This is a genomic window from Dactylosporangium sp. NPDC048998, assembly GCF_043197855.1.
Classification (GTDB): Bacteria; Actinomycetota; Actinomycetes; order Mycobacteriales; family Micromonosporaceae; genus Dactylosporangium.
This window is the reverse complement of record NZ_JBICTV010000001.1, coordinates 307,034-331,532: the sequence shown is the minus strand read 5'-3', so window position 1 is coordinate 331,532 and position 24,499 is coordinate 307,034. Positions and strand designations below refer to the sequence as shown.

Genomic DNA, 24,499 nt, shown 5'->3' with positions numbered 1-24,499 from the left:
ACGCGCGGTACCGGGCCGGGCTGACGCCGGAAGGCGACCTGCTGGCCGTCGCGGGCGCGGGCGCGCGGCCGGGTGGCGCGGTGCCGAGCGCCGTGGCGCCGCCGAGCCTGCCCGCGCTGGACAACAAGGGCATTGTGGCGCTGGGCCTACAGGCGGAGCGACGACGGCCTCGACGCCCGCGTGCGGCTCATCGGGTCGGCGGGCTCCCCTCGGGTACCCCCGCCGCCGGATCGGACGTCCTGAGCGCGCTCAGCGCCCTCTCCTGCGACGCCGACGGCGCCCTGGCGGCGGTGTTGAGGCGGACGCCGGCTACCTGCCGATCGCGGACGGTGAGCTGCCGCCGACGATGGGGTTTGACCCGCCGCGCTCGTGAGGTGACGCCGAGGCGGCCCCGCGCCCGAGGACAGCGCGGCCAGGCGGAGGGAGATCCGAACGTATCGGTGTGACGTACAGCACGGACGGGCGCCGCACCCGAGCCCTGGTCGAGCGCTTGGGGGCATAACGAGCACCGCTGGCGGCTGATTAGGACGTCAATCGATGCGGGCTAGCCGCAGCCATCCATCGGATGTAAACGACTGCCGCACGGTGTTACGGACGCTACCGGCCGGCTCCACCTGAAACCGAACCACACCGCCAGCTACCGCCTCGAACTCCTCAGTCCTGCTTCCCGACCAATCGATCTGCGCCTGGATCCGGTGTCGACCAGGCGACACCGACACCTCCAGGGTTCCGCCGCTACGGATCCGTCCAACAAAGGCTCCATCGACCATGACGTGATAAGAGCGGAGCACGTCTCTCCACCGACCGCCGGGCCGCGACACCACCACACGAGCCGCCTCGATCATGACGGCCATTCTGCGACATGATCGCACCCCGTGGTGTTGCCGGCCGAGGTGTCCCCGGCGTCACCGCAGCTTGCGGCACGTTCGGGGACAGCCGGGACACCGGGGGCAGCCCGCTGGTGTCCCTGCTGCCTGGCGTTCAGCTGGTCAGCGACGGCCAGCGAACGGTGACAACCACCGAATCGGCCTCGGCCTGCCACGAGTGGTCAATGCCCGGCCCCCATACGACGTAGTCGCCCTGCCGCCCCAAGCACCGTGCTGCCCACAGTGAGGTCGAGCCGGAACCGCCCCTGGACGAGTAGCAGCATGGTGGTTCGCTGATCATCCGGTCCACTCCGGGGGCTGCTGGCCAACGGGGTGAATGCCCCACTTCACCTCCACCGCGTCTTGGGCACGGACGCCTGAGCCAGGCGTCTCAGGGGCGATGAAGTGACCGAGCAGCCATCCGCGGTGCTGGTCGGCATCGTCGGCGGCGTTGCCGGTGTACCAGTTGTTGGACATCGGATGGGGGCGGTCGACCTCGAGTCGGCCGGCGCGCGCAGCATCAAGCCCTACCCGAAGACCCGCGCCGGGGTCCGCACGATCCCGATGCCCAGCTTCCTCGTGGACGAGGTCACGCAGCTGCGCGAGGCGCTCGACGCCAAGCCGAAGCCCACGCAGCTGTTGTTCACCAGCCGATCGGGACAAGCCGGCTCTTGCGCGCGACCTTCCGGCGTGAGGTGTGGCGGCCCGCCGCAGCTTGGACAGCCATGTGGACAGATCCGGCGAGAATCGAACGCACCAAGGAGTTCCCGGCCGAACGGTAGGCGGTCGAGCACGTCGCGGCGCACGCGGCCGGCGGGCTGCACGTGCATGACCTTCGTCACTCCTACGCCATGTGGCTGGTGTCCGACGGCGTGCCGGTGAACATCGTCCGGGCGGTGATGGGCACGAGAGCACGTCCACGACGCTGAACCTCTACACCCGCGTGCGGGACGTCTTTGACCGCCCCGCTGACGACCCGCTGACTCCGGAGGGCTTAACAGACCGGAAAACACATCGGCCGCTCGGAGGTCTGGCACCTCTGAGCGGCCGAAACGTGCTCTGTAGCCCCGACCGGATTCGAACCGGCGCTACCGCCTTGAGAGGGCGGCGTCCTGGGCCGCTAGACGACGGGGCCCCAGTACCTTGCTGACGTGCGGTGAAACTCTACAGCACCGCGATCTTGCTGCGGTGCTGGGGTACCAGGACTCGAACCTAGACTAACTGAGCCAGAATCAGTCGGGCTGCCAATTACCCCATACCCCATTGGCGCTTACCGCGCCGGAAGAGAACTTTACCGGAGGTCCCCTTCCTCGCCAAATCGGTTGTCGGCGACGCGCCTATTCCAAGGTCAGGACCCTGTTGCTGAGCGCGCCGATGCCCTCGATCGAGACGACGACCTCGTCGCCGGCGGCGATCGGGGAGACGCCGGCCGGGGTGCCGGTGAGGATCACGTCGCCGGGCAACAGCGTCATCACGTGTGACACATATGACACAAGCGTCGGCACGTCGAAGATCATGTCCTTGGTGCGGCCGAGCTGGCGGACCTCCTCGTTGACCTCGCAGCGCACCTCGACGTCGCCGACGTCCACGCCGGTGACGATCCACGGGCCGATCGGGCAGAACGAGTCGAAGCCCTTCGCGCGCGTGAACTGCACGTCCTTGCGCTGCAGGTCGCGCGCGGTCACGTCGTTCGCGCAGGTGTACCCGAAAATCGCCGCGGCCGCGCCCGCGCGGTCGACGCGGCGCGCGCCGGTGACGCCGATCACGACGGCGAGCTCGGCCTCGTGCTCGACCTGCTGCGACTGCGGGGGCAGCCGGATCGCGTCGTTGGGGCCGATGATGGAGGTGGACGGCTTCAGGAAGAGCAGCGGCTCCTTCGGCACGTCGTTGCCCAGCTCGGCCGCGTGGTCGGCGTAGTTGCGCCCGACGCACACCACCTTGCTGGGCAGGATGGGCGAGAGCAGCCGCACGTCGGCGACGGCCCAGCGCTGCCCGGTGAACCGGAGGTCTCCGAACGGGTGGCCATCGATCTCGGCGACGGTCAGGCCGGAGACGCCGGCCGCCGGCTCACCCTCGACGACCCCGAACGACATGCCACTGCTGTGGGCGAAACGAGCGATACGCACGGCTGGAATCTACTCCGCGAGCACGTGGCGCTGCACGAACGCGTTGCGGAACGCGCCCCGCGGGTCCAGCCGCGCGGCGAGGGCGGCGAAATCGGCGGAGCGCGGGTAGCGCGGCGCGTGCCGGAAGACCTTGCCCCAGTGCGGCCGCGCCCCCAGCGGCGCGAGCTGCTCCTCCAGCGCCTCAACCGCCCGAAGAACAAGATCATTGTTCGGTACCCAGGTGAAGTGCAGCGCCACGCTGTCGCACCCGTAGTGCGGGCTGAGCCACAGCTCGTCCGCGGCGACCGTGCGGATCTCGGAGATCTGCAGCGCGGGCGCGACCAGGTGCCGCACGCGGTCCACCGCCGCGAACGCGGCGACCGCGTCCGCGCGCGCCACGAAGTACTCCGTTTGCAGCTCCTCGCCGCTGCTCGGGGTGAACTCCAGCTTGAAGTGCGGCAGCCGCGTGTGCCACGGCCCGGGCGCGCCGCCCTGCTCGGTGCAGTGCACCGGCGACATGGCCGCGATCGGGTGCCGCGGCCCGCCGGCCGGTTTGGCCCCGAACAACTCCGCGGGCGCGGAAGCGTCGCCGTCGCGCCGCTTGACCCACACCTGGTCGACGGTGTCGCCGGCCCAGCCGGTGAAGAGACTCACGCTGTACCCGGCGGCCGCGATCTCCTCCCAGTGCGCGTCCAGCTGCGCGCGGGGCAGGTGCTCGAAGACGTGCTGGCTCACCCGGTACGCCGGGACGACGTCCAGCGTCACCCGCACGACCACGCCGAGCGCCCCGAGCGCGACGACGCTGCCCGGAAAGTCGGCGTCCCCGCGCCGCAGCGACACCAGTTCGCCGTCGGCGGTGACGAGCTCGATCGCGGCGACGGCGGTCGCGAGGTTGCCCAGCCCGACCCCGGACCCGTGCGTGCCGGTCGCGACCGCGCCCGCGATGGAGATGTGCGGCAGCGACCCGAGGTTGTGCAGCGCGTACCCGGCGGCGTCCAGCCGCTCGGCCAGCTCCCCGTACCGCACCCCACCGGCGACGCTGACCGTTCCCCGCTCCGCGTCGATCCGGATGTCCGCCGGCAGCCCGGCGACGCTGATGAGATCCCCGGGCGTGTCCGCGATCGGATTGAACGAGTGCCCGGTGCCGAGCACACGGACCCGCTCGGCGCCGGCCACGATCCGCCGCACCTGCTCGACCGTCTCGGGCCGGTGCACCCGCGCCGCCCCGAACTCGATGTTCCCGGCCCAGTTCCTCAGCCGCCCGGTCATCCCCGCCTCCTCGCCACGTGGAGCCACTCCCAAGCCGTGCCGCCCGCCAGCCGGGGCGCAGCCGCCATCATCGCCCCCGCGCCTGACCACCACGGCGAGGGCCTCCACGTCGAGCCCGCCCGGACGCCGCATGGACCGGGCACGCTCGCATCCTGAGTGCCCGCGCACACGTCGCCAGGTGACCCCACAGCATCGGTTGCGAGTCGCCGCCACACGCGGCAGCCGCCGCCGAGAGGCTGGCGGCCGGGCGGACGTCGCCGACCGACCGGTTGTCCGCCCGGTCACGGCGCCGCCTTGCGCGCCCGCGCGGGCGCGACGCATGGGTCAGGCGGGCTGGTTGAGGTACCGAAGCATCTGCTGAATCTCGGCGGTCCTCGACTCGTCGATGCGCCGGGCCAGGTCGAGAGCGCCGGCGTTGACGCCGGTGCCGGTCTCCATCCGGGCGATCTCGATCGCATTGTGCTGGTGCGCGATGAGCATGTTGAGGAACTTGGTCTCGAACTCCGTGCCGCTGGTGGCTCCCAGCGCCTTCATGTCGTCGGGGCTGGTGCCGTGCGCCCCGCCGTGGCCGGCGTGCGCGGACGGGTCCGCGGCCGGCGGCTGGCCCCAGGCGCCGAGCCACACCTGCATGGTCTTGAGCTCGTCGGTCTCGGTGACGTCGATCGCGGCCGCGAGGGTGCGCACGTCCTCGCGCACCGCCTTCGTCCGGGCCAGGCGGACCATCTCCAACGCCTGGCTGTGATGGGCGACCATCATCTGGCTGAACATGACGTCGGTGTCGTTGAAGACGCGTTGCTCGGTGCCTGCGGGGGCGGGCTGTGCCGGGGCGGCGGCACAGCCCGCCAGCAGGAACGCCGCGAGAAGGAGCGCGAAGCGTTTCATGTTCCGGGGGTCTCCTTGCGCGCGGTGGCGTCCCGGTGGTCGGGGACGCCACCGCTTTTCCAGCGGTACCGAGGTTCAGACGCGCAGCCACAGGGCCGGGACGTTGGGCGGCTCCCAGCCCGGGATCGCGGTGTGCGCCTGACGGCACTCGTAGGTCACACCGTTGTAGGTGACGCGGTCGCCGACCTTGTACGCGGTGCCGGCGGCCCAGGTGGTCGTGCCCGTCGGCGGCTGCGAGGCCGTCGGCGAGGCGGTGGGTGAGTTCGACGGCGACGGGCTCGGGCGCGTCGGCGACGGCGACGGCTGCGTGGGCGTCGGCGACGGGTTGCCGCCGCCGACCTGCAGGTCGACGCACGAGTAGAACGCGTTGGGGGTGTCGGCGATGTTCCAGCGGGCCAGCACGAGGATCCGGCCGGTACGCCCGCCGAGGCTCACCGTGTGCGACACGGTGGCGTCGGGCTGCTTGCCGCCGCCGTCGATGACCGCGATGCGGGTGCTGCCGACGAAGTATTCGAAGTTCGTCGTGGCGTGGCGAGCGGTGAACACCCAGGTGAAGGTGACGGTGTCGCCGACCGACGTCGCCGGCCAACCCTTGCTCGGGTCATCGAGTTGGGCGAAGCGGCTGACGCCGCCGCTGCAGCTCGTCAGGCCCTTCGGACCCTCGACGCTCTGCGGCTCGTACACGATCTCGCCGCAGTTGGCGACGCGCCCTTGCGCGCACATCGCCTGACGGCTGGGCGGCGAGGAGATGTACCCGTGCGCCGACGCCGGGGACGCCGTCACCAGCAGTGCGGCGGCCACGGTGGCCAGCGTGATGGGTACCGCTGCGATCGCTTTGCGCATCCAATCGCTCCTTCCAGCGGTGGGGGGTGGTGCCGTCAATGTAAAGGAAGGATTGTTAACAGTAAATAACCTTTATGAATATCGCTCAATGAAGCGCTCTCTCTTAAGGTAGGGTTCAGCTCCCCTTGAGGCGCCCGCGCGGAGGCCGGATCCGCACCAACGGGCGCGGACGCGGCTCGGCATCGCGCAGCAGCGGCACGGCGCGGACGCGGTGATCCGCCGGGCTCACGCCACGCATCCGCGCCTCACCCATGAGGTCACCCCGCGAGTCATCAGGCCGGCCGGGCCGTCGCCAGGCCCGATCACGTCGCGGGCCCGTGCGGGTTTATCCGGCGCCGTCGTGGTCAGCAGGCCTGCACGAGCCAGCCCACACCCGGCTCGCATCGAGCTGCGAGGAGACGTCATGCCCTACATCGCCACGCCCGACGGCGCCCAGATCTTCTACAAGGACTGGGGTGCGGGCCGGCCCGTCGTGTTCAGCCACGGCTGGCCGCTCAACGCCGATGCCTGGGACAACCAGCTGATGCTGCTGGCCTCCAACGGCTTCCGCGCGATCGCCCACGACCGCCGGGGCCACGGCCGGTCCACGCAGACGTGGAACGGCAACACCATGGACCAGTACGCCGACGACCTCGCCGAGGTCATCGACCAGCTCGGCCTCACCGACGCGATCGTGGTCGGGCACTCCACCGGCGGCGGCGAGGTCACGCGGTACCTCGGGCGGCACGGCACGTCGCGCGTGGCGAAGGCCGTCCTGGTCGGTGCGGTGCCGCCGCTGATGCTCAAGACCGACGCCAACCCGGAGGGCACTCCGCTGGAGGCGTTCGACGCCATCCGGGCCGGCCTGGCAGCCGACCGCTCGCAGTTCTACCGCGACCTGAGCGCGCCGTTCTACGGCGCCAACCGCCCGGGTAGCACCGTGTCGCAGGGCATGCGTGACCAGTTCTGGCTGCTGAGCATGCAGGTGGGGCTGAAGGCCGCGTACGACTGCGTCAAGGAGCTCTCGGAGACCGACTTCACCGAGGACCTCAAGCGGATCGACATCCCCGTCTTCGTCGCGCACGGCGACGACGACCAGATCGTGCCGATCAAGGCCGCCGCGCCCAAGACGGTGCAGCTGCTGAAGGACGCGACGCTCAAGGTGTACCCGGGCGCGTCCCATGGCATCGTCGGCGCCTACGAGGCGGCGCTCAACGCCGACCTGCTCGCGTTCATCCGGGCCTGACGCTCACGGCCAGGTGCGCCGCGCCCGGGCGATAGCGCGGTACCGCATGCGGCTTGGACATCACGTCCGGGTGCTGATTGCCTGGAGGCATGGACGATGTGATCGTGCTCGGCGCCGGCGTGATCGGCCTGACCTGTGCGGTGCGGTTGCTCGAGAGCGGCGCGCGGGTGCGCGTGGTGACGGCGGACGAGCCCACCGCGACGGTGTCCCGGCTGGCGGCGGCGGTGTGGTACCCGACGCACACCGAAGCCGACCCGCGCGTCCTCGCGTGGGCGCACCGAACCTACGACGAGTTCATGGCCCAGGCCGCCGCCGGCGTCCCCGGTGTCGCCCCGCGCCCGACGCGCATGCTGCTGCGCGGCCCGGCCGGCTGGCCGTGGTGGTCGGGCGCGGTGCCGGACTTCGTGGCGCATCCGGGCGAGTGGCGCTTCACCGTGCCGTCGGTGGAGATGGAGCCGTACCTCGGATGGCTCGCCGACCGGGTGCGGCAGTCCGGCGGCACGCTGGCGCGCGGGCGCGTCGAGCGGCTGGCCGACCTCGCGGGGCAGGCAGGGACCGTGGTCAACGCGACCGGCCTGGCGGCGCGCGTCCTCGCGGACGACCCGGCGGTGTTCCCGGCCCGAGGGCAGATCGTCGGTGTGGCCAACCCGGGCCTGGTGACGTCGATCCGGGACGAGGACCACCCGGACGGTATGACGTACGTCCACCCGCGCTCCCGCGACGTCGTCCTCGGCGGGACGTTCCAGCCCGGCGACTGGTCCGAGACCGTCGACCCGGCCACGACCGAGGCGATCCTGCGCCGGTGCGCCGGCCTGGTCCCGGAGCTGATCGGCGCGCGGCCGCTCTGGGAGGCGGTGGGGCTGCGCCCGGCGCGGCACGGAGGCCCGCGGGTGGAGCCGGATCCGGCGTCGCTACCGGGCGGCACCCGCCTCGTCCACAGCTACGGGCACGGCGGCGCGGGCGTCACGCTGTCGTGGGGCTGCGCCGATGACGTCGTCCGGCTCGTGTCGTCCTGAGCGGCCCGGCACACCGCGCCCGCGCGGACGCACTCGCGTCAAGCACGCCGTCCCCGCGCGAACCCACCGCGACCGCACGTCGCTCCGGGCCGTAGGCGGGAGCGACGTGCGGTCGCCGGGATCAAGCGTCGCGGGTCTTGAACAGGTACGCGGCCACGGCCAGCAACAGCACCGTCCAGCCGCTGAAGACCGCGAAGCCCTGCCACTGGGTCAGCAGCGCGTCCGGGGGCAGGGTGGGCTCGAAGATGCGCTGGCCGGCGTTCGTGGGCATCCACGCGTGGATGTGGGCGCCCCAGCTGCCCGGCAGGAGCTCGGTCAGCTGCGACACGATCAGGATCAGGCCCAGCACGGCGGTGATGGCGCCCGCGGTGTGGCGGATGATGGCCCCGAACGCCAGCGAGAACAGGCCAAGCATGGCCATGAAGAGGCCGGCGCCGACGACCGAGCGGGTCACGCCCGGGTCGCCCAGGGAGACCGGGATGTGGTCGGCGATGATGGCGCGGCCCAGGAAGAACGCGGCGAAGGAGAGCAGCTCGCCGACGACGAGCATCAGGGCGGCGAACACCAGGATCTTCGCGGCGAGGACGGTGAGGCGGCGCGGCTGCGCTTGGAGGGTGGAGCGGATCATGCCGGTGGTGTACTCCGCCGAGATGACCATCACGCCGAGGACCGCGATCACGAGCTGGGCGATGAACACGGGGCGGGCGATGACGAGCTCGATCGGGTGCTGGCGCAGGTAGCCCTGGTTCGCCGGGTCGGTGCTGCCCCACTGGCGCATCACCGCCCAGGAGATGATCGACATCAGGCCGATCGCGATGCCGGCCATGGCGACGATGGACCACACGGTGGAGCGCACGGTGCGCAGCTTCGTCCACTCGGAGCGCAGCATGCCGGAGAGGCCGGCTCGTGGAAGTACGACATCGGTCATTGCTGTTCTCCCGGAATCGCCGCGTGGTACTCGACGCTGTCCTTGGTCAGTTCCATGAACGCCTGCTCCAGGGACGCCTGCAGCGGCGAGAGTTCGTGCAGCCGGATGCCGTTGTCGAACGCCAGGTCGCCGACGCGCGGGAGCGGCAGTTCCGTGATGAGCAGCGCGCCGTCGGGCTCGGGCGCGGCGTTGCCGCCGGCGGCGGTGACGAGGTCGGCGAGGCGTGCGGCGTCGGGCGTCCGCGCGCGGACGGCGAGCGCCGAGTTGCGGTCGATGAACTCGCGCACCGTGCAGTCCGCGATCATTCGGCCCCGTCCGATCACGAGCAGGTGGTCGGCGGTGTGCTCCATCTCCGACATGAGGTGGCTGGAGACGAGCACGGTGCGGCCCTCGGCGGCCAGGGAGCGCATCAGGTTGCGGATCCACAGGATGCCCTCGGGGTCGAGGCCGTTGACCGGCTCGTCGAACATGAGCACCTTCGGGTCGCCGAGCAGCGCGGTCGCGATGCCGAGCCGCTGGCCCATGCCGAGGGAGAATCCCTTCGAGCGCTTCCGCGCGACGCCGGTGAGGCCGACGATGTCGAGCACCTCGTCGACGCGGCGGCGCGGCAGGTTGTTGCTCTGCGCGAGGCACAGCAGGTGGTGGTACGCGCTGCGCCCGCCGTGGATGGCCTTGGCGTCCAGCAGCGCGCCGACCTCGCGCATCGGGTTGTCCAGGGTGGCGAACGGGCGGCCGTTGACCGTGACGGTGCCCTCCGTGGGCGCGTCCAGGCCCAGGATCATGCGCATCGTGGTCGACTTGCCCGCCCCGTTGGGACCGAGGAACCCGGTGACCTGGCCGGGGCGGACCGTGAACGACAGCCGGTCGACGGCGACGCGTTCGCCGTAGCGTTTCGTGAGGCCGACAGCCTCGATCATGGTGGCTTCCTTCCGCTGGCTGGGCCGGCCCCCGCGCGGGCGCGCCGTCTCAACGGAAGGTAGGGGTGTGTTGCTGTGGCGAGGCTAAGAGAGGCTGTGACGGCCCTCAGCCACGGGTGTACGTCATGTCGAAGTCCTTGGCCCATTTGAGGCCGTCCTTCGACATCTCCCACTGGGCCGTGATGCGCCTGCCGTCGGCGTCGATGATGCCGGTGAAGCGCTGGTTGAAGCCCTCGGCCGCGCGCCAGATCCGCCACGTGCCGCCGTCGAGGTCCATGCCGTAGGCGCGCAGGACGCCGCGGGCGTCGGAGTACAGCATGGTGAAGGTCTTGCTGCCGTCGTCGTAGCCGATGACCGACGTGGTCGGGAACGGCGAGTTGATGATCCACTCCTTGGGCACGTCGTCGCCCGGCGGATCCGCGTCCGCGCGCTGGACGAGGAACTCCCCCTCGTCCGCCCACGCGAAGCTCGTCCAGCCGCGCATGGTGACCTTGCCGTTCACGGTGGCGGTCATGTCCCACATGCCCAGCAGCGGCCCTAGCCGCCGCCGTACCTCGCTCATCGCCACTCCCCGGACCCGAGTTCCCGCCGCAACATGAATCCGACTTATACACTAGGCGGCCGCGTCCGGGTTCCACCCTGCGGTCAATTGCCGACGGCCTCCAGGAGCCTGTCGCACTCGGCGATGAGGCGCCCGCGCAGCGGGGCGGCGCGCTCGGCGAAGGAGCGCTGCTCCTCGACGTACCGCATCCTTCCCGCGGCGGTCTCGATCGGCACCGGCTCGTAGGCGAGGTCGGCGAGGTCGTACGGCGAGGCCCGCATGTCGAGGGTGCGCACGTCGCGGGCGAGCTCGAAGCAGTCGGCGATGAGCTCGGCCGGCACCAGCGGGGTGAGCTTGTACGCGTGCTTGTAGAGGTCCATGTTCGCGTGCAGGCAGCCCGGCTGCTCGTTGGCGGCCTGGGTCTCCCGGGTCGGCTGCAGCAGGTTCAGCGGCCGTGCGGGCGCGGTGTAGAACCGGAACGCGTCGAAGTGGCTGCACCGGATCCGGCCGGCCTCGACGACCGCGTCCGTGCCCCGCGCGCCCAGGCGCAGCGGCCACGCGTTGTGCCGCAGCTCGTCCTGCGTCTGCCGGTACACCATCGCCCACTCGTGCAGGCCGAAGCAGCCCAGGTGCGGCGTCCGCGCGGCCGTGGCGGCGAGCAGGTCGCGGATCCACGCGATCGCGTCCGCGCGGCGGGCCGGTACCGTCGCCGCGTCCTCGCCCGAACCGTCGAGGACGACGCCCGCGCCTGGGTGCCAGCGGCGCAGCTGCGAGGGCCGGTACGAGTAGTAGGTGAAGAGGAAGTCCTCGACCGGGTGCTTGCGCCCGCGCCGGCGGCGAGCCAGGTGCGGCTCGATCCAGGCGTCCACGCGCGCCTCGTGGGCGGCGCGGCGGGCCTCCCAGGTCGGCCGGTCCAGAACGATGAGCTGCACCGGTCAAGCTTACGGAGCGCTAGCGTCGGCACCATGCGCAAGCTCTGGACCCTGCTCCTCGCCTGCTCGCTGCCCCTTGTCGCCTGCTCGGACGCGCCGAACGGCTCGCCCGAGTCCGCGTCCGCGCGGCCGGAGCGTTCGGGCCCGGCCGGTTCGCCGTCTCCCGCCGGCCCCGGGCTCGGACGCCCGACCCGGGTCAAGGTCGCGGTGCCACCCGCGCTCGCGCATACGCGCACGTGCTCAAGAACATCGCCGTGCACGGCGAGACGCTCTACGTGTCGATCGCCTCCACGTGCAACGCGTGCATCCAGGACACCGTGAGCGACCCGCAGCGGGCCACCATCTACACGTACGCCGCGGGCGGCACCAACGCGTCCAGGCGCCTCCTGGCGCGCGGCATCCGCAACGCCGAGGGGCTGGCGTTCCGCCCGGGCACCGACGAGTTGTGGATCGTCGTGAACAACCGCGACAACACGCTGGTGCCGGACGACCGCGACGTGGACGGCGACGGCACGTCGGACAAGGGCAAGCGGATGGCGCAGTTCATCGACGACTACCCGCCCGAGGAGTTCATCAAGGTCCGCGACGGCGGCTTCTACGGCTGGCCGTTCTGCAACCCCGACAGCGACCGCGGGCTGCGCAACATGCCGTTCCTGCGCGACTACGAGCTCAACCGCGACGGGCAGCAGGCCGACTGCTCCAAGGCGGACCCGATCGACCTGGGGCTACCGCCGCACAGCGCCCCGCTGGGCCTGACGTTCTACAACGGGGCGGCGATCGTGCCGCTGCACGGCTCGTGGAACCGCACGAAGCCCGCGGGGTACAAGGTGCTGTACATCCCGTGGACCGCGTCCGGGCCCGGCGACCCGGTGGACCTGGCGACCGGTTTCGTCGACGACGGCGGCAGGTGGTGGGGCCGTCCCGTCGACGCCGCGGTCGACACCGACGGGACGCTGCTGATCAGCGACGACGGCAGCGGCACGGTGCTGCGGCTGACGCCTCCGCGCGCGGGCGCCTAGCCCGGCCGGCCGATCCGGGCGGGCGTGCCGTCGGCGTTGTGGAACGTCACGCCGATGGGTCCATTGTGGATCGTGAGCTCGCCCGCGGCGGTGACGCTCACGTCGAGCTCGCCGTCGGCCACCTTCAGGCCGCGCACGCGGTACGCGCCGACCGGCGACGGGGCGAGCGGCGCGAACGTGATCCGCCCCGCCGGCACGTCGACGTCGAGCCCGAGCAGCGCGGTCAGGATCGCCGGGCCGACCGCCGCGGCCCACGCCTGGGGGCGGCACGCGGCCGGGTACGGGGTGGGCAGGTCGTCCCCGCCGTACAACTCGGGGAGGCGGAAATCGAAGCGCTCGGCCGCGTCCAGGAGGGCCGCGATGACCGCCGACGCCTCCGCGCGGTGGCCGTCGCGCGCCAGACCCAGCAGCGCCACGGCGTTGTCGTGCGGCCAGACGGAGCCGAGGTGATAGGAGAGGAAGTTGTACCCCGCTGAGGCCGGCGCGGCCGTGCGGACGCCGAACGGCGACCGCAGCCCGGCGAGGCGCTCGGCCACGGCGGCGCTCTCCGGCGGCGTGAGCAGGCCGGTGCCGAGCAGGTGGCCTATGTTGGAGGCGACGAGGTCGACCTGCTCGTCGGCGCCGTCCAGGGCCATCGCGGGGTACCCGCCGGGGCACCAGAACCGCGTGCGGAAGCGCTCGGCGAGGTCGTGCGCCCACTCGCGCCATCGCTTCGCCTCCCCCGCCGCGTCGTAGCCTCCGTCGCCGGCCTCGTACGCCGCCGTCGCGTCGCGGGAAGTGCTGCCGGCCTCGCCGCCCGCCGCGGCGTCGTGGGCCCGGCCGGCCCGGCCGGTCACCGCGGCGTCGCGGGCGCTGCCGCCGGTCTCGCCGGTCGCGTCGTCGTCCCGGGTGGCGTCGGGGAACTGCTCGAGGAGCCAGGCGCCGTCGAGGGCGGCCCGGTATGCGTAGGCCTGGACCTCGCTCAACGCGATCGGGCCCCGGGCCGGGCGACCGTCGGCGTGCTGGACGGCGTCGGCGGAGTCCTTCCAGCCCTGGTTCGTCAGGCCGGTGCCGCCGCTGTCGTAGCGCACGAAGCCGTCGTGCCGCGCCAGCCAGCCCAGCGCTCGGTGTGCGGCAGGCAGCAGCGCGCGGACGGCGGCAGGGGGCATGCCCCACCGGTACGCGTCGGCGAGGACGCTCACGAACAGCGGCGTCGCGTCGACCGTGCCGTAGTACACCAGGGGCAGCGTGTGGCCGGTGCCGGCGCGGCGCACCTCGTGCAGGATCCGGCCGGGCTCCTCGTCCGTCTCCGGGTCGTGGCGGGTGCCCTGGCGGGCCGCGAGGAGGCGAAGCGTGCCCGCGGCGGCGTCGTGGCCCAGCGGCAGCGCGAGGCGGGCGGCCCAGAGGGCGTCGCGGCCGAACAGGGTCAGGTACCACGGGCTGCCCGCGGCGTAGTACGCGTCCGCGCCCTCGATCCGGCGCAGCGCGTCGAGGTCCTGGACGCTCGCCCGTACGAGCGCGTCGAGCCGCCGGTCGTCCGCGGCGACGCGGAGGGTGCTGAACCGCTTGGGCCGGGCGATCGGGGGCACGTCCGTGCGGGTGATGCGCAGCTCGGCGGACCAGGTTCCGCGCGCGGGCACGGTGGCGCGCCAGCGCAGCGTCGCCGTGGCCCCGAGGGACGGGTGCGCCTTCACCCGCGAATCGGCGTCCGTGTCCGCGCCGGCGGCGATGTGCGCGGGCGGGGTTGATCGGATGCGAACGGACATGCCGTCGGCGGCGTGCCAGTCGAGGTGTTCCGTCGGCCCGGTCGTGTAGGCCGCGCTGGGTTCCTGCGGGTTCGCCGTGGCCCGGGGTGGTCCGGCGGCGGGGGCTGCCTTCGCGGCGCGGCCCGCGCGGACCTCGCCCATCCCCGCGAAGTCGGTGGCCGCGTGCACCGCCACGTCGACCGTGATCGGGGCGTGGGAGGCGTTGGCCAGGGTGATGGTCTCGGTGCCGCCCGACGGCTCGGCCAGCCGGCGGCGCGACACCGTCAGCGTGAGGGCGTCGCCGGCGGGGGCGGGCTCTTGCGGCACCGACGAGAACTGGGCTGAGGCGGCTCCCGTGCGGCGGACGGCGACCGGGACCGGCTCCGCGGCGTCGACGGTGACGACGAGGCGGGACAGGACGCGGCGGTCCTCGACGTAGAGGCCGTCGGCACCGCCGGCGAGCCGGCCGGAGGGGCCCGAGAGCCAGGTCGCCGGGGCGGCCACACAGGTGACGTGGTCGTGCAGGTAGGGCTGCGCCATCTCGTTCCTTCTGCTCCGCCCTCAGCCGCCGATGACGTTGACCGCGCGGGCCGCGGCGGGCCAGCGCTGCTCCGCCTCCGTGCGTCGCAACCAGCCGGGCAGCGGCGTTGGCCGCGCCGGCTTCGGCGAGCCGTTGGGGCCGAGGTCTGACGTGGGTGGCAGGTCATTCACGGCAGCCAACGTAGACCTGCCGTCGCGCGGGGGCCAGCCGAACCTCCGCGCGGCGCAACGACCTGCGCGCGGACGCGCACGGGCGGGGCCGGGACACGCGCGGAAGCGCCCGGGCCGACCGCGGACGCGTGCGCGGACCGCGCGCGAGGAACGGGCCCGCCGCGCGGAGGCGCGGAGGCGCGGAAGCGCGGGCGCGGAAGCGCGGGCGCGGAAGCGCGGGCGCGGAAGCGCGGGCGCGGAAGCGCGGGCGCGGAAGCGCGGGCGCGGAATCAGGTGAACAGGTGGTAGAGCTGCCAGGCGATGGCCGCGAGGCCGGCCAGGGCGAGGGCGGCCAGGTACGTCAGGACCAGCCGCGTGTCGCGCAGAATGCACTTCGAGCGAGTCAGGCCGCGGCGGCGGGCTCGGGCGTAGCCGGCGAAGCCCAGCAGGGCGAAGCCGAGCACCGCTACCGGGCCCAGGAGCCAGGCCAGGGCCGCGATGGTGGCGTAGACGCAGAGACGGAGCGGATCGTACGGCGCGGACGCGTCAGGCGCCGGGGAAGGCGATGAGGGCGGTTGCGCGCCCGGGCGCGAGGGCCTCGCCAAGGTTGCGGGCAGAGCCGAGGTCGGGGGCGGCGTCGAGGAGGAAACCGACGGCGTGGGCGCGGGTGAGGCCGAGGTCGGGGAGGAAGCCGGCGGCGTGGGCGGGGCCGAGGTCGTGGGTGGGAGCGGGTTTGTCATGAGATCGCCTCGGTTGCGGCCGTGCGCGGGGACAGCGGCAGCAGCGGGTGGGTCGCGCGTGGGAGGCGTTGGGCCGACAGGGCGGGCCAGGCCTGTACGGCGCAGAACGGGGCGCACTGGTCCTGGGGGCCGGTCTCGTCCGTGCGGCGGGTGGCCACGTGGACGCAGCACTGCAGGAGGCGCTCCTCGATCATGGTGTGCAGGTCCATGAAGGGCTTGACGGTGATGCGCTTGACGCGTTCGCCGAGCATCTTGCGCAGGCGGTTGCGGCCGCCCGGTAGCGAGGATGACACGAGGGTGGTCAAGGTCGAGATGCCCAGGTCGCAGTTCTCGCAGATGTCGCGCCACAGGGAGCCTACGTCGGGGTGGGACAGGGAGGACTGCTCGGAGAGCAAGCCCAGCAGGGAGTCCTTGACGGCGGTGCGCAGGGCGGCGGGCAGCTGTACGTCGGCGATGCGGTTGGCGACCATGTCGGGGGCCAGGTCGAGGAACGACAGGAGGCGCTCGTGGCCGATGAGGGCGGTCATCGACTGCCAGCGTCCCGCGTCGTCGCGCAGCATGTAGCCGACCGAGCAGCAGTGCGGGTGCGAGCACGGCAGGGCCGTGAGGTCGCGCCAGGTGACCAGGTCGCCGGTCTGCGGGCCCAGGCGGGCGAGGACGCCCGTGTGGGTGAGGCGGCTCATGGGGTCGATCGGGCCCGAACGGCCGGAGCCGAACTGGGGCTGCAGGGAGACGCCGCCGACGTACGGGGTGTCCAGGGCGCGCTTCACGACGGCGCCGATCTCGTCGTCGTTGACGCCGAGGGCGCACGTCATGGTCAGGGTGGTGAAGATGCCGCGGGCGGAGAGGCGGTCGACCGCCTGATCCTTGAGGCGGCGCAGATCGGCGCCGCGGTGGTGGCGGGCGGCGCGCTCGGACACGCCGTCGTACTGCAGGTAGACCTCGACCCGCTCGCGGTGGCGGGTGAGGAGGTCCAGCAACGCGTCGTCGCGCGCGATGCGCACGCCGTTGGAGTTGATGAGGATCCGAACGACGTTGCGCGCGGAGACCTCTTCGAGCAGTTCCTCGAGCCACGGGTACAGGGTGGGCTCGCCGCCGGAGAGCATCAGCACGTCGATACGGCCGTTCTCGCGCGACAGCCGGGTGTCGACGCTCGCGAGGACGTCGGCGAGGGGCACGGCGCCCTCGATGGCGGGCGAGGAGTCCGTGAAGCACGTGGGGCAGCGCAGGTTGCAGCTGTCGGTGAGGTCGGCGAGCAGGATGCAGGTGTGCTGGGTCTGCATCTCCGGCAGGCCGGCCAGGTACGCGGACGGGACGGGGGCGAAGTTGCCGGCCACGTCGGGGATGTGGGTCTTCGTGGGCGCGGTCCACTGCTCGAGGTATCGCAGGATCTCCGGCGACTCGTCGTAGAGGGTGCGGACGAGGCCGTGGCTCGGGCAGCCGCGCTCGAGCCAGATCCGCCCGTCCCGTTCGGCAAGGAGGCCGGAGAGCCGCTGGACGCTCTCCAGTGGACGGTCGGGGTCGTCGGCCGCGCAGTCGGGGCAGAACGCGTTGACGTAGCGGTGGATGCGGTCGCCGCGCAGCTGCATTCCGGAGGTCATGGCTGTCCCTGGTTGACGATGGCGAGGCAGACGCCGATGCCGGCGACGGGGAAGACGAGCACGCTGACGCCCCAGCCGATGAGGATGCCGAGGCCGATGCCGCGGTCCTTGCGGGCGATCCACACGATGCCGAAGACGAGGCAGGCGACGAACAGCAGGATCTGGAGGAGGATCTCGAGGTAGAAGCCGATGAGGGCGTTCTCGGAGTTGGCGCTGTTGCTGCCGATGATGACCGCGGCGAGGCCGACCAGGATCGCGAGGACCTGGCCGAGGAATGCCAGGCCGATGCCGCCGAAGACGCGCTTCGTCCGGATGGGGCGATCGGGGCCGGGCTGGGGCGGAGGCGGCGGCACGGACCAGCCGTGCTGGGGCGGAGAACTCACGTCAGTGCCTCGGCTTCGTTCGGGGCCTCACGGCCATGGGCGCGTCCGCGCGTGTGCCGCCAGGCATGACGCGCTGTGGTCAGGGGCAGCAGGGCCAGCAGGAACAGTTGCGAACGGGTCAGGCCGGCCCAGACGACCTCGTTGCCGCGCACGAACTCGACGCCGAAGCGGAACGCGGCGTAGGCGGCGAGGTACAGGATGAAGAGCCGCCCGGGCGCGGTGATCCGGCCGCGCAGCGCGAGCAGGGCCGCGAGGGCCGCCAGGTGGAACAGGATCTCGTACGCGAACGACGGGTGCAGCGGCACGCCGGCCGGCACGTGCATCGCGGCGGCGTGCGCGTCGTCGAGGGTGATGCCCCACGGCAGGCGTGTCGGGGTGCCCGGCGGCTCGGCCAGCAGGCAGCCGACGCGGCCGACCGCCATGCCCGCGGCGACGGCGGGTGCGAAGAGGTTGCCGGTCTTGTGCGGGTAGCCGCCGATCCGCTTGCCGAGCAGCGCGCCCAGGTAGGCGCCGAGGAGCCCGGAGAGGACGCTGCGGTTGCCGTACGCCCACTGCTCCAGCAACGGCGCGTTGTCCCTCGGGTCGAGGTGCTGCGCCCACGTGCCCAGGCGGGCCAGGAGCGCCCCGCCGACGAGGGCGCCGGCCAGCACGTACCAGAGGCGCTCGTCCTGGGCCCCGCGGCGGCGGATCTCCCACAGCAGCACGAGCGCGGCGACCCCGATGCCGAGCGCCACGAACACGTCGTGGGAGAGGATCGCCACCGGGCCGATCCGCGCGATCACCGGGTGCACGGATGCCGAGCCTAATGGCAGAGCGCCGCGTCATGCGGCTCTTCCACGCCGACCGAACGGCCACCACGAACCGGGACGGACCCGAACAAATGAGGCACGACGCGGACGGGGTTGCGTGGCTCCCTTACTCTGACGGGATGGCCACCACGGAGGACACCCTGCCGTTGCTGCCCGAAAAGCCGGTCAAGCCGCGGCGGCGCTGGTGGACAGTGGTGGTCTGGCTGGCGGTGGTGCCGTTCGTGGTCTGGGCGGCGACGCGGACGTTCGGGCTGGAAGGCGGTTTCCCCGCCGTACAACTTATCGCCTTCACACCATATGTCGCCGCCGCTTCCCTGGTGCCGCTGCTGGTCGCGGTCCTCACCAAGCGGCTCTGGCCCGCACTGGTCGCGGCGCTGGCCACGATCGCGCTCGCGGCCTGTGTGCTGCCGCGCTGGATCGCCGACAGCTCGCCGGGGCCGGACGGTGGGCCGGCGATCCGGGTGCTCAGCGTGAACATGCTGGTGGGCGGGGCGGACCCGGCGACGATCGTGGGGCTGATCAAGAAGTTCGGCGTGGATCTGGTGGCGTTGCAGGAGTACACGCCCGAGGCGAAGGATGCGCTGCGCTCCGCGGGGCTCGAGGACGTGTTGCCGAACGTGGTGTCGTACCCGCGGCCGGGGGTGACGGGCTCGGCGGTGTACAGCCGCTTTCCGGTGACGGACCTCGGGTACCGGCTCTTCGAGTCCGGGTTCGGGCAGGCGCAGGCGGGGGTGCGGGTGCCGGGCGCGACGGAGATCCGGGTCGAGTCGGTGCACACGTGCGCGCCGGCCGCCGCGTCGCAGAGCGCGTGCTGGGAGCGGGACATCGCGCAGGAGCCGGCGGCCACGCCGGACGGGGCGGTGAGCCTGCTGATCGGGGACTTCAACGCGACGCTGGACCACGAGGGGTTCCGCTCGGTGCTGGCCAAGGGCTACCGCGACGCCGCGGATGTGGTGGGGGCCGGGTTCGAGGCGTCGTGGCCGTTCGACGAGCGGTGGTTCATCCCGGGTGTGACGCTCGACCATGTGGTGGCCGACAAGCGTGTCGGGGTGCGCACGGTGACGGTGCACCGGATGCCGAACAGCGACCACAAGGCGGTCTACGCGGAACTGGTGCTCCCGAAGGGCGCGGCCTGAGCCGGCAGGGCCCGACCGCCGAAAGGATCGAAGGCGTACCTCCGGCTATACGCGGTTCGTTGGCCGGGAGTACCTTCACCTACGGATCGGGCCCCCGCCCGAACGGGAACCACGTTGGAGCAGATGGGTGACACGAACGTTCCGCGGCCTCGCGCTCGCCTTCGCCGTGCCGCTTCTCCTGGGCGCGGCGGCCGCCTGCTCGGACAAGCAGAGCGACAAGACGGAGTCGGCGTCCGACCGGCCCACGGTGGAGGTGACCGCGCAGCCGCAAGACGCGCAGACGGCGCAGGTGACGGCCGAGCAGGTGTTCGACAACCTGTCGGAGGGCGACTGGGCCGGGGCCTACGACCTGTGGACCGACAGCGCCAAGGCGGCGATCGGCAAGGACGCGTACATCGACCTGGTGTCGACGTGCACCGGGCAGCAGGGGCAGTACCAGGTGACGGGCGTGACCCCGGTCGACGACACGACGGCGACGATCAAGTGGACGCACACCCCGGCCGCCGGCACGGCGAACCAGACCGGGACGAACACGGTGAAGTACCAGAACGGGGCCTGGAAGTTCGAGCCCGACCAGGCGGCGCTGGCCGCCTATAAACAGAACAAGTGCCCATAGCGGAACACATGGCGGGGGTCGGCTGATGCCGGCCCCCGCCGCCTGTCTAGACGCGCACCTGGCGGGTCAGGCCGTAGCTGAGCGCGTCGACGAGGGCCTGCCAGCTGGCCTCCACGACGTTCTCGTGGACGCCGACGGTCGTCCAGTCCTCCCCGGTCGCGTGGGTCTCCACGAGGACGCGGGTGACCGCGCCGGTGCCGTGGCTGCCCTCGAGGATGCGGACCTTGTAGTCGGCGAGCTGGAAGCGGGCCAGCTCCGGGTAGTGCCTCGTGAGCGCCACGCGCAGCGCCTCGTCGAGGGCGTTGACGGGGCCGTTGCCCTCGGCGGTGGCGATGACCCGCTCGCCGCGGACGCGGACCTTGACCGTCGCCTCGGAGACCACGGCGCCGTCCTCGCGGTGCTCGACCAGGACGCGGTACGACTCCAGGGCGAACGGCCGCGGCAGGGCGCCTTCGGCCAGCTCCGCGCGGGCCAGCAGCTCGAACGACGCGTCGGCGGCCTCGAACGACCAGCCGCGGGCCTCGAGCTCCTTGACCCGGTTCGTCACCCGGGACAGGGCGTCCGGATTGCCGGCCAGGTCGACGCCGAGCTCGCGCGCCTTGAGCTCGATGCTGGCCCGGCCGGCCATCTCGGTGACCAGGATCCGCATGTCGTTGCCCACGACGACGGGGTCGATGTGGTTGTAGAGCACGGGATCCACTTTGATCGCGCTCGCGTGCAGGCCCGCCTTGTGAGCGAACGCTGACGACCCGACGTAGGCCTGGTGGGTGTCGGGTGCGATGTTGGCGATCTCGGCGATGGAGTGCGAGACGCGCACCATCTGCTCGATGCATCCGTCCGGTAGGACCGGCATGCCGAGCTTGAGCTGCAGGTTGCCGACGACGGCGAAGAGGTCGGCGTTGCCGGGGCGCTCGCCGTAGCCGTTGGCGGTGCACTGGAAGTGCGGCACGCCGGCCTCGACGGCGGCGACGGTGTTCGCGACCGCGCACGAGGTGTCGTTCTGGCAGTGGATGCCGAGGCGGGCGACGGCCTGCTCGGGGGTGACGCCGAGCGCGACGGCGAGCCGCTGCCGTACCTCGCCGATCGTGCGGGTGATCAGCGACGGCAGCATGCCGCCGTTGGTGTCGCACATGACGGCGGCCTCCGCGCCGGCGGCGAGGGCGGCGGCGGCGACGCTGGCGGTGTAGTCGGGGTCGAAGCGGTAGCCGTCGAAGAAGTGCTCGCAGTCGAGGAAGACCCGGCGGCCTTCGGCGACGAAGTACTCGACGGTGTCGCGGACCATCGCCAGGTTCTCGTCCGCGGTGGTACGCAGGGCGCGCTCGACGTGGCGCAGGTCCGACTTGGCCACGAGCGTCACGGCGGGGGTCTCGGCGTCGAGTAGGGCGCGCACCTGCGGGTCGTCCTGGACCCGGACGCCGGCCTTGCGGGTCGAGCCGAACGCGACGAAGACGGCGTGTTTGAGGTTGAGCTCGGTGCGCGCTCTGCGGAAGAACTCGGTGTCCTTCGGCATGGCCCCTGGCCAGCCGCCCTCGATGAACCCGACGCCGAACTCGTCGAGCAGCCGCGCGACGGCGAGCTTGTCGACGACGGAGTAGCTGATCGCCTCACGCTGGGCCCCGTCGCGCAGCGTCGTGTCGTACACGTGCATGGTTGCTCCTTTGGCGGGAAGAGGGGGCCTTGTGCGCGGCTCGGGTCGGGACCAACAAAAAAACCCCTCGCGGATGCGAGAGGTCTGCGCGGCCAGCGGGAGGATGCTGGACGCGCTAGGGGCCAATAATGAGCCGAGTCACGTTCGGTAGCTTGCCACGCACGGGCCCCCGGTGGCACGTGATTCCGGATGCTGAGAACGGGGGTGATCTGCTTCACGATTCACCCTGTTCGTCACGTCCCCGTAACGAGGACCCGGCAATGTTGAAGCCGCTCCGGTGAGCGCCACGCTGCCGGGCTTTGATCACGGTTGGTGAGTACCGTAGGTGAGTGAGGAGGTGTGGTTCGATGTCCATCGCGACGCTGCGGGCGGCCCTGCCGCCGTATGCGCGGGACCTCGAGCTGAACCTCGACTCGGTGCTCGCCGGGGACCTGCTGGACGAGCAGCGACTGTGGGGTGCCGCGCTCGCATGCGCGATGACGACCCGCAGCGCCTTCGTGATCCGCAACATCGCGGCCGAGGCCGGCGGCCACCTGAAGCCGGAGGCCGTCGAGGCGGCCAAGGCGGTCGCGTCGCGGATGGCGATCCACAACGTCTACTTCCGCGCCAAGCACCTCATCGGTGACGAGGCGTACCAGCACCTACCGGCGCGGCTGCGCCGGCAGGTGAGCTCCACGCCCGGCGTCGGCGCCGCCGACATCGAGGCGTGGTCAGTGGCAGTATCCGCGATCACCGGGTGCGGGGTGTGCCTGGAATCGCACGAAAGATCACTTCGCGGTGCAGGGGTGTCCCGCGAAGTGGTCGACGAGGTGTTGCGCGTCGCCGCGGTGGTTCACGCGCTGGCGGTAACCCTCGATGCAGAGGCGGCTCTCGACTAGGAGCTTTCCTCTTGTACGGGTGTCGGAGTGGCGGCTCCGGCACCCGTACGCATTTCCGGCCCCCTCCGGCGACCCGGTCGTACGAGATGCGGTAATCCGGTCGTGCAAGTTGCGCACAGCGTGTCTGCGACCGCGGGCGCACGGCGGCTACCGTTGGCGATCAGCACCGTCGCGCTGGACTTGGGGGCAGGATGATCGACGGAGTTCCGCCGGAGCCGGGCGAGCCGCCGGTCGATCCGCCGCTGGGCTGCGCCGACCCGATGCTGTGGCGCGTGGCTCGGGCCCTGCACGACGCGCACCGCCCGCGGACCGACAACTTCTGCGAGTGCAAGGCGTTCTGGCCGTGCCCGGACGCACGGCTGGCGGAAGAGGCGCTCCAGCTGGCGTACGACCGGCCGCTGCCGCGGGCGATCAAGCCGGGGATGGGCCGCGGCTCCAACCTGGGCCGCTGGTCGGCGTAGGCCTGACGAGGCCGGGGCATCCGAAGACGCGAACGGCGCCGGGACGAGCCCGGCGCCGCTCTCGTTGTAAAGCGTTGGTTACAGAACGCGGTGGACCCAGCCGTGCGGGTCGGGCGCGGTGCCGCGCTGGATCGACACGAGCTGCTCGCGCAGGCCCATCGTCACCTCGCCCGCCTTGCCGTCGGCGATCGTGAACTCGCCGTCGGCGTCGCGCACGGTGCCGATCGGGGTGATCACCGCCGCGGTGCCGCACGCGAACGCCTCGCGCAGCCGGCCGCTGGTCGCGTCGGCGCGCCACTGGTCGTACGAATACTGCTCCTCCCGGACCGTGAAGCCCCGGTCGGCGGCCAGCCGCAGCACCGACTCGCGAGTGATGCCGGGCAGGATCGTGCCGGTCAGCGGCGGGGTGGCGATCGAGCCGTCGTCGAAGACGTAGAACACGTTCATCCCGCCGAGCTCCTCGACGTAGCGCTGCTGCGCCGCGTCGAGGAAGACGACCTGGTCACAGCCGTGCTCGATCGCCTCGGCCTGTGCCACCAGGCTGGCGGCGTAGTTGCCGCCGCACTTGGCCGCGCCGGTGCCGCCAGGGGCGGCGCGGCTGTACTCCCGCGAGACCCAGACGCTGACCGGCTGCACGCCGCCCTTGAAGTAGCTGCCGACCGGGGAGGCGATGATCAGGAAGAGGTACTCCGCGGACGGCTTGACGCCGAGGAAGACCTCGCTGGCGTACTGGAACGGGCGCAGGTAGAGGCTGCCCTCCGGGTCGTCGGGGACCCAGTCGCGGTCGACCCGAATGAGCGCCTCGAGGGCGTCGAGGAAGAGCTTCTGCGGTACCGGCGCCATCGCCAACCGCCGGGCGGAGGCGCGGAACCGGGCGGCGTTGGCGTCGGGGCGGAACATCGTCACCCCGCCGTCGGCGGCCCGGTAGGCCTTGAGCCCCTCGAAGATCTCCTGCGCGTAGTGCAGGACCGCGGTCGCCGGGTCCATCGGGATCGGGCCGCGCGCCTCGACGCGGGCGTCATACCAGCCCTTGCCCTCGGCGTAGCGCACGGTGACCATGTGGTCGGTGAAGATCCGGCCGAATCCGGGGTTGGCCATCAGCGCGGACCGCTCCGCGGCGGCTACGGGCTGCGGATTCGGAAGAATCTCGAAATCGAGCGTTTCACCGCCGTTCATGCATGCCTCCACAAAAGGTTGCGCCGGCACGCTCACGCCGCGTGCCGTGCCTGCAACTTACCCGAACGGACGTTCAATCGCAGCCAGGGCGTCG

At 72.0% G+C, this 24,499-nt stretch carries 24 protein-coding genes and 2 tRNA genes; 7 read left to right on the top strand and 19 right to left on the bottom strand.

Annotation, left to right across the window (positions count from 1 at the left end; translation table 11 throughout):
* Positions 1–1,163: 1,163 nt before the first annotated feature.
* From ACGFI8_RS01545 to ACGFI8_RS01515, 7 genes are all read right to left on the bottom strand, one after another.
* Complete coding sequence (locus tag ACGFI8_RS01545; RefSeq protein WP_392798382.1) at positions 1,164–1,529, bottom strand: hypothetical protein; 366 nt, start codon at positions 1,527–1,529, stop codon at positions 1,164–1,166.
* Positions 1,530–1,928: 399 nt separating this feature from the next.
* Positions 1,929–2,001, bottom strand: a tRNA-Glu gene (locus ACGFI8_RS01540).
* Between the two features lie 56 nt (positions 2,002–2,057).
* A tRNA-Gln gene (locus ACGFI8_RS01535) sits at positions 2,058–2,129 on the bottom strand.
* Between the two features lie 74 nt (positions 2,130–2,203).
* Complete coding sequence (locus ACGFI8_RS01530; protein ID WP_392798379.1) at positions 2,204–2,992, bottom strand: fumarylacetoacetate hydrolase family protein; 789 nt, start codon at positions 2,990–2,992, stop codon at positions 2,204–2,206.
* A gap of 9 nt (positions 2,993–3,001) precedes the next feature.
* Entirely contained in the window at positions 3,002–4,240 is a 1,239-nt protein-coding gene (locus ACGFI8_RS01525; RefSeq protein ID WP_392798376.1) for an FAD-binding protein, read from the bottom strand.
* Positions 4,241–4,564: 324 nt separating this feature from the next.
* Positions 4,565–5,122, bottom strand: coding sequence for a DUF305 domain-containing protein (locus ACGFI8_RS01520; RefSeq protein ID WP_392798373.1), 558 nt, complete (start codon positions 5,120–5,122; stop codon positions 4,565–4,567).
* A gap of 75 nt (positions 5,123–5,197) precedes the next feature.
* On the bottom strand, positions 5,198–5,965 hold the full coding sequence (locus ACGFI8_RS01515; protein ID WP_392798371.1) for a lytic polysaccharide monooxygenase: 768 nt from the start codon (positions 5,963–5,965) through the stop codon (positions 5,198–5,200).
* 403 nt (positions 5,966–6,368) lie between these two features.
* Between ACGFI8_RS01515 and ACGFI8_RS01510 the strand changes: the two genes are divergently transcribed.
* Both ACGFI8_RS01510 and ACGFI8_RS01505 read left to right on the top strand, forming a co-directional pair.
* Positions 6,369–7,190 (top strand): alpha/beta fold hydrolase, encoded by an 822-nt coding sequence (locus ACGFI8_RS01510; RefSeq protein WP_392798368.1) that lies wholly within the window; start codon positions 6,369–6,371, stop codon positions 7,188–7,190.
* An 89-nt stretch (positions 7,191–7,279) separates the two neighbouring features.
* A complete protein-coding gene (locus ACGFI8_RS01505; RefSeq protein WP_392798365.1) occupies positions 7,280–8,206 on the top strand; it encodes an FAD-dependent oxidoreductase in 927 nt (308 codons plus the stop codon).
* A 121-nt stretch (positions 8,207–8,327) separates the two neighbouring features.
* Here the strand turns inward: ACGFI8_RS01505 and ACGFI8_RS01500 are convergent, their stop codons facing one another.
* The 4 genes from ACGFI8_RS01500 to ACGFI8_RS01485 all read right to left on the bottom strand — a co-directional run bounded on the left by ACGFI8_RS01500 (position 8,328) and on the right by ACGFI8_RS01485 (position 11,524).
* On the bottom strand, positions 8,328–9,134 hold the full coding sequence (locus ACGFI8_RS01500; RefSeq protein WP_392798362.1) for an ABC transporter permease: 807 nt from the start codon (positions 9,132–9,134) through the stop codon (positions 8,328–8,330).
* Positions 9,131–10,051, bottom strand: coding sequence for an ABC transporter ATP-binding protein (locus ACGFI8_RS01495; protein WP_392798360.1), 921 nt, complete (start codon positions 10,049–10,051; stop codon positions 9,131–9,133). The genes ACGFI8_RS01500 and ACGFI8_RS01495 overlap by 4 nt, the downstream gene beginning before the upstream one ends.
* A 106-nt stretch (positions 10,052–10,157) precedes the next feature.
* Positions 10,158–10,613, bottom strand: a complete 456-nt coding sequence (locus tag ACGFI8_RS01490) for a hypothetical protein (protein ID WP_392798357.1) — start codon at positions 10,611–10,613, stop codon at positions 10,158–10,160.
* An 83-nt stretch (positions 10,614–10,696) separates the two neighbouring features.
* On the bottom strand, positions 10,697–11,524 hold the full coding sequence (locus ACGFI8_RS01485) for a 3-methyladenine DNA glycosylase (protein WP_392798354.1): 828 nt from the start codon (positions 11,522–11,524) through the stop codon (positions 10,697–10,699).
* Between the two features lie 236 nt (positions 11,525–11,760).
* Between ACGFI8_RS01485 and ACGFI8_RS01480 the strand changes: the two genes are divergently transcribed.
* Positions 11,761–12,543 carry a PQQ-dependent sugar dehydrogenase gene (locus ACGFI8_RS01480; protein WP_392798352.1) on the top strand — a complete coding sequence of 261 codons (783 nt, stop codon included), beginning with the start codon at positions 11,761–11,763 and terminating at the stop codon, positions 12,541–12,543.
* Here ACGFI8_RS01480 and ACGFI8_RS01475 read toward each other — a convergent pair.
* The 6 genes from ACGFI8_RS01475 to ACGFI8_RS01450 all read right to left on the bottom strand — a co-directional run bounded on the left by ACGFI8_RS01475 (position 12,540) and on the right by ACGFI8_RS01450 (position 18,472).
* A complete protein-coding gene (locus tag ACGFI8_RS01475; protein WP_392798350.1) occupies positions 12,540–14,807 on the bottom strand; it encodes a glycogen debranching N-terminal domain-containing protein in 2,268 nt (755 codons plus the stop codon). The two genes, ACGFI8_RS01480 and ACGFI8_RS01475, sit on opposite strands and share 4 nt — an antisense overlap.
* A 21-nt stretch (positions 14,808–14,828) precedes the next feature.
* The gene (locus ACGFI8_RS01470; RefSeq protein ID WP_392798347.1) at positions 14,829–14,978 is read right to left on the bottom strand and encodes a hypothetical protein; all 150 of its coding nucleotides are present in this window, start codon (positions 14,976–14,978) and stop codon (positions 14,829–14,831) included.
* A 269-nt stretch (positions 14,979–15,247) separates the two neighbouring features.
* The gene (locus ACGFI8_RS01465) at positions 15,248–15,562 is read right to left on the bottom strand and encodes a hypothetical protein (RefSeq protein WP_392798345.1); all 315 of its coding nucleotides are present in this window, start codon (positions 15,560–15,562) and stop codon (positions 15,248–15,250) included.
* Between the two features lie 131 nt (positions 15,563–15,693).
* The gene (locus ACGFI8_RS01460; RefSeq protein WP_392798342.1) at positions 15,694–17,298 is read right to left on the bottom strand and encodes a radical SAM protein; all 1,605 of its coding nucleotides are present in this window, start codon (positions 17,296–17,298) and stop codon (positions 15,694–15,696) included.
* Positions 17,295–17,681, bottom strand: coding sequence for a hypothetical protein (locus tag ACGFI8_RS01455; protein ID WP_392798340.1), 387 nt, complete (start codon positions 17,679–17,681; stop codon positions 17,295–17,297). Before ACGFI8_RS01455 ends, ACGFI8_RS01460 begins: the two co-directional genes overlap by 4 nt.
* Positions 17,678–18,472 carry a prolipoprotein diacylglyceryl transferase gene (locus tag ACGFI8_RS01450; protein WP_392798337.1) on the bottom strand — a complete coding sequence of 265 codons (795 nt, stop codon included), beginning with the start codon at positions 18,470–18,472 and terminating at the stop codon, positions 17,678–17,680. The genes ACGFI8_RS01455 and ACGFI8_RS01450 overlap by 4 nt, the downstream gene beginning before the upstream one ends.
* Before the next feature lie 137 nt (positions 18,473–18,609).
* Here ACGFI8_RS01450 and ACGFI8_RS01445 point away from each other — a divergent pair, with 137 nt between their 5' ends.
* Together ACGFI8_RS01445 and ACGFI8_RS01440 are read left to right on the top strand one after the other, a co-directional pair.
* Positions 18,610–19,626: an endonuclease/exonuclease/phosphatase family protein gene (locus ACGFI8_RS01445; protein ID WP_392798335.1), complete on the top strand. Its 1,017-nt coding sequence runs from the start codon at positions 18,610–18,612 to the stop codon at positions 19,624–19,626.
* A gap of 127 nt (positions 19,627–19,753) precedes the next feature.
* Positions 19,754–20,242: a hypothetical protein gene (locus ACGFI8_RS01440; protein WP_392798332.1), complete on the top strand. Its 489-nt coding sequence runs from the start codon at positions 19,754–19,756 to the stop codon at positions 20,240–20,242.
* Positions 20,243–20,288: 46 nt separating this feature from the next.
* Here ACGFI8_RS01440 and cimA read toward each other — a convergent pair whose 3' ends face one another.
* Positions 20,289–21,890, bottom strand: a complete 1,602-nt coding sequence (gene cimA / locus ACGFI8_RS01435) for a citramalate synthase (protein WP_392798330.1) — start codon at positions 21,888–21,890, stop codon at positions 20,289–20,291.
* A gap of 347 nt (positions 21,891–22,237) precedes the next feature.
* Between cimA and ACGFI8_RS01430 the strand changes: the two genes are divergently transcribed.
* Positions 22,238–22,768, top strand: coding sequence for a carboxymuconolactone decarboxylase family protein (locus ACGFI8_RS01430; protein ID WP_392798327.1), 531 nt, complete (start codon positions 22,238–22,240; stop codon positions 22,766–22,768).
* A 191-nt stretch (positions 22,769–22,959) separates the two neighbouring features.
* Positions 22,960–23,229, top strand: a complete 270-nt coding sequence (locus ACGFI8_RS01425; protein WP_392798325.1) for a hypothetical protein — start codon at positions 22,960–22,962, stop codon at positions 23,227–23,229.
* A 78-nt stretch (positions 23,230–23,307) separates the two neighbouring features.
* Here ACGFI8_RS01425 and ACGFI8_RS01420 read toward each other — a convergent pair whose 3' ends face one another.
* Positions 23,308–24,405, bottom strand: coding sequence for a branched-chain amino acid aminotransferase (locus tag ACGFI8_RS01420; RefSeq protein ID WP_392798323.1), 1,098 nt, complete (start codon positions 24,403–24,405; stop codon positions 23,308–23,310).
* Positions 24,406–24,499: the final 94 nt, after the last annotated feature.

Bases quoted from the DNA above. Each gene is read 5' to 3' on its own strand.
- ACGFI8_RS01425 (WP_392798325.1), top strand. From the start codon at position 22,960: ATGATCGACGGAGTTCCGCCGGAGCCGGGCGAGCCGCCGGTCGATCCG.
- ACGFI8_RS01515 (WP_392798371.1), bottom strand. From the start codon at position 5,965: ATGCGCAAAGCGATCGCAGCGGTACCCATCACGCTGGCCACCGTGGCC.
- ACGFI8_RS01525 (WP_392798376.1), bottom strand. From the start codon at position 4,240: ATGACCGGGCGGCTGAGGAACTGGGCCGGGAACATCGAGTTCGGGGCG.
- ACGFI8_RS01420 (WP_392798323.1), bottom strand. From the start codon at position 24,405: ATGAACGGCGGTGAAACGCTCGATTTCGAGATTCTTCCGAATCCGCAG.
- ACGFI8_RS01460 (WP_392798342.1), bottom strand. From the start codon at position 17,298: ATGACCTCCGGAATGCAGCTGCGCGGCGACCGCATCCACCGCTACGTC.
- ACGFI8_RS01490 (WP_392798357.1), bottom strand. From the start codon at position 10,613: ATGAGCGAGGTACGGCGGCGGCTAGGGCCGCTGCTGGGCATGTGGGAC.
- ACGFI8_RS01445 (WP_392798335.1), top strand. From the start codon at position 18,610: ATGGCCACCACGGAGGACACCCTGCCGTTGCTGCCCGAAAAGCCGGTC.
- ACGFI8_RS01510 (WP_392798368.1), top strand. From the start codon at position 6,369: ATGCCCTACATCGCCACGCCCGACGGCGCCCAGATCTTCTACAAGGAC.
- ACGFI8_RS01505 (WP_392798365.1), top strand. From the start codon at position 7,280: ATGGACGATGTGATCGTGCTCGGCGCCGGCGTGATCGGCCTGACCTGT.
- cimA (WP_392798330.1), bottom strand. From the start codon at position 21,890: ATGCACGTGTACGACACGACGCTGCGCGACGGGGCCCAGCGTGAGGCG.
- ACGFI8_RS01475 (WP_392798350.1), bottom strand. From the start codon at position 14,807: ATGGCGCAGCCCTACCTGCACGACCACGTCACCTGTGTGGCCGCCCCG.
- ACGFI8_RS01430 (WP_392798327.1), top strand. From the start codon at position 22,238: ATGTCCATCGCGACGCTGCGGGCGGCCCTGCCGCCGTATGCGCGGGAC.
- ACGFI8_RS01520 (WP_392798373.1), bottom strand. From the start codon at position 5,122: ATGAAACGCTTCGCGCTCCTTCTCGCGGCGTTCCTGCTGGCGGGCTGT.
- ACGFI8_RS01500 (WP_392798362.1), bottom strand. From the start codon at position 9,134: ATGACCGATGTCGTACTTCCACGAGCCGGCCTCTCCGGCATGCTGCGC.
- ACGFI8_RS01495 (WP_392798360.1), bottom strand. From the start codon at position 10,051: ATGATCGAGGCTGTCGGCCTCACGAAACGCTACGGCGAACGCGTCGCC.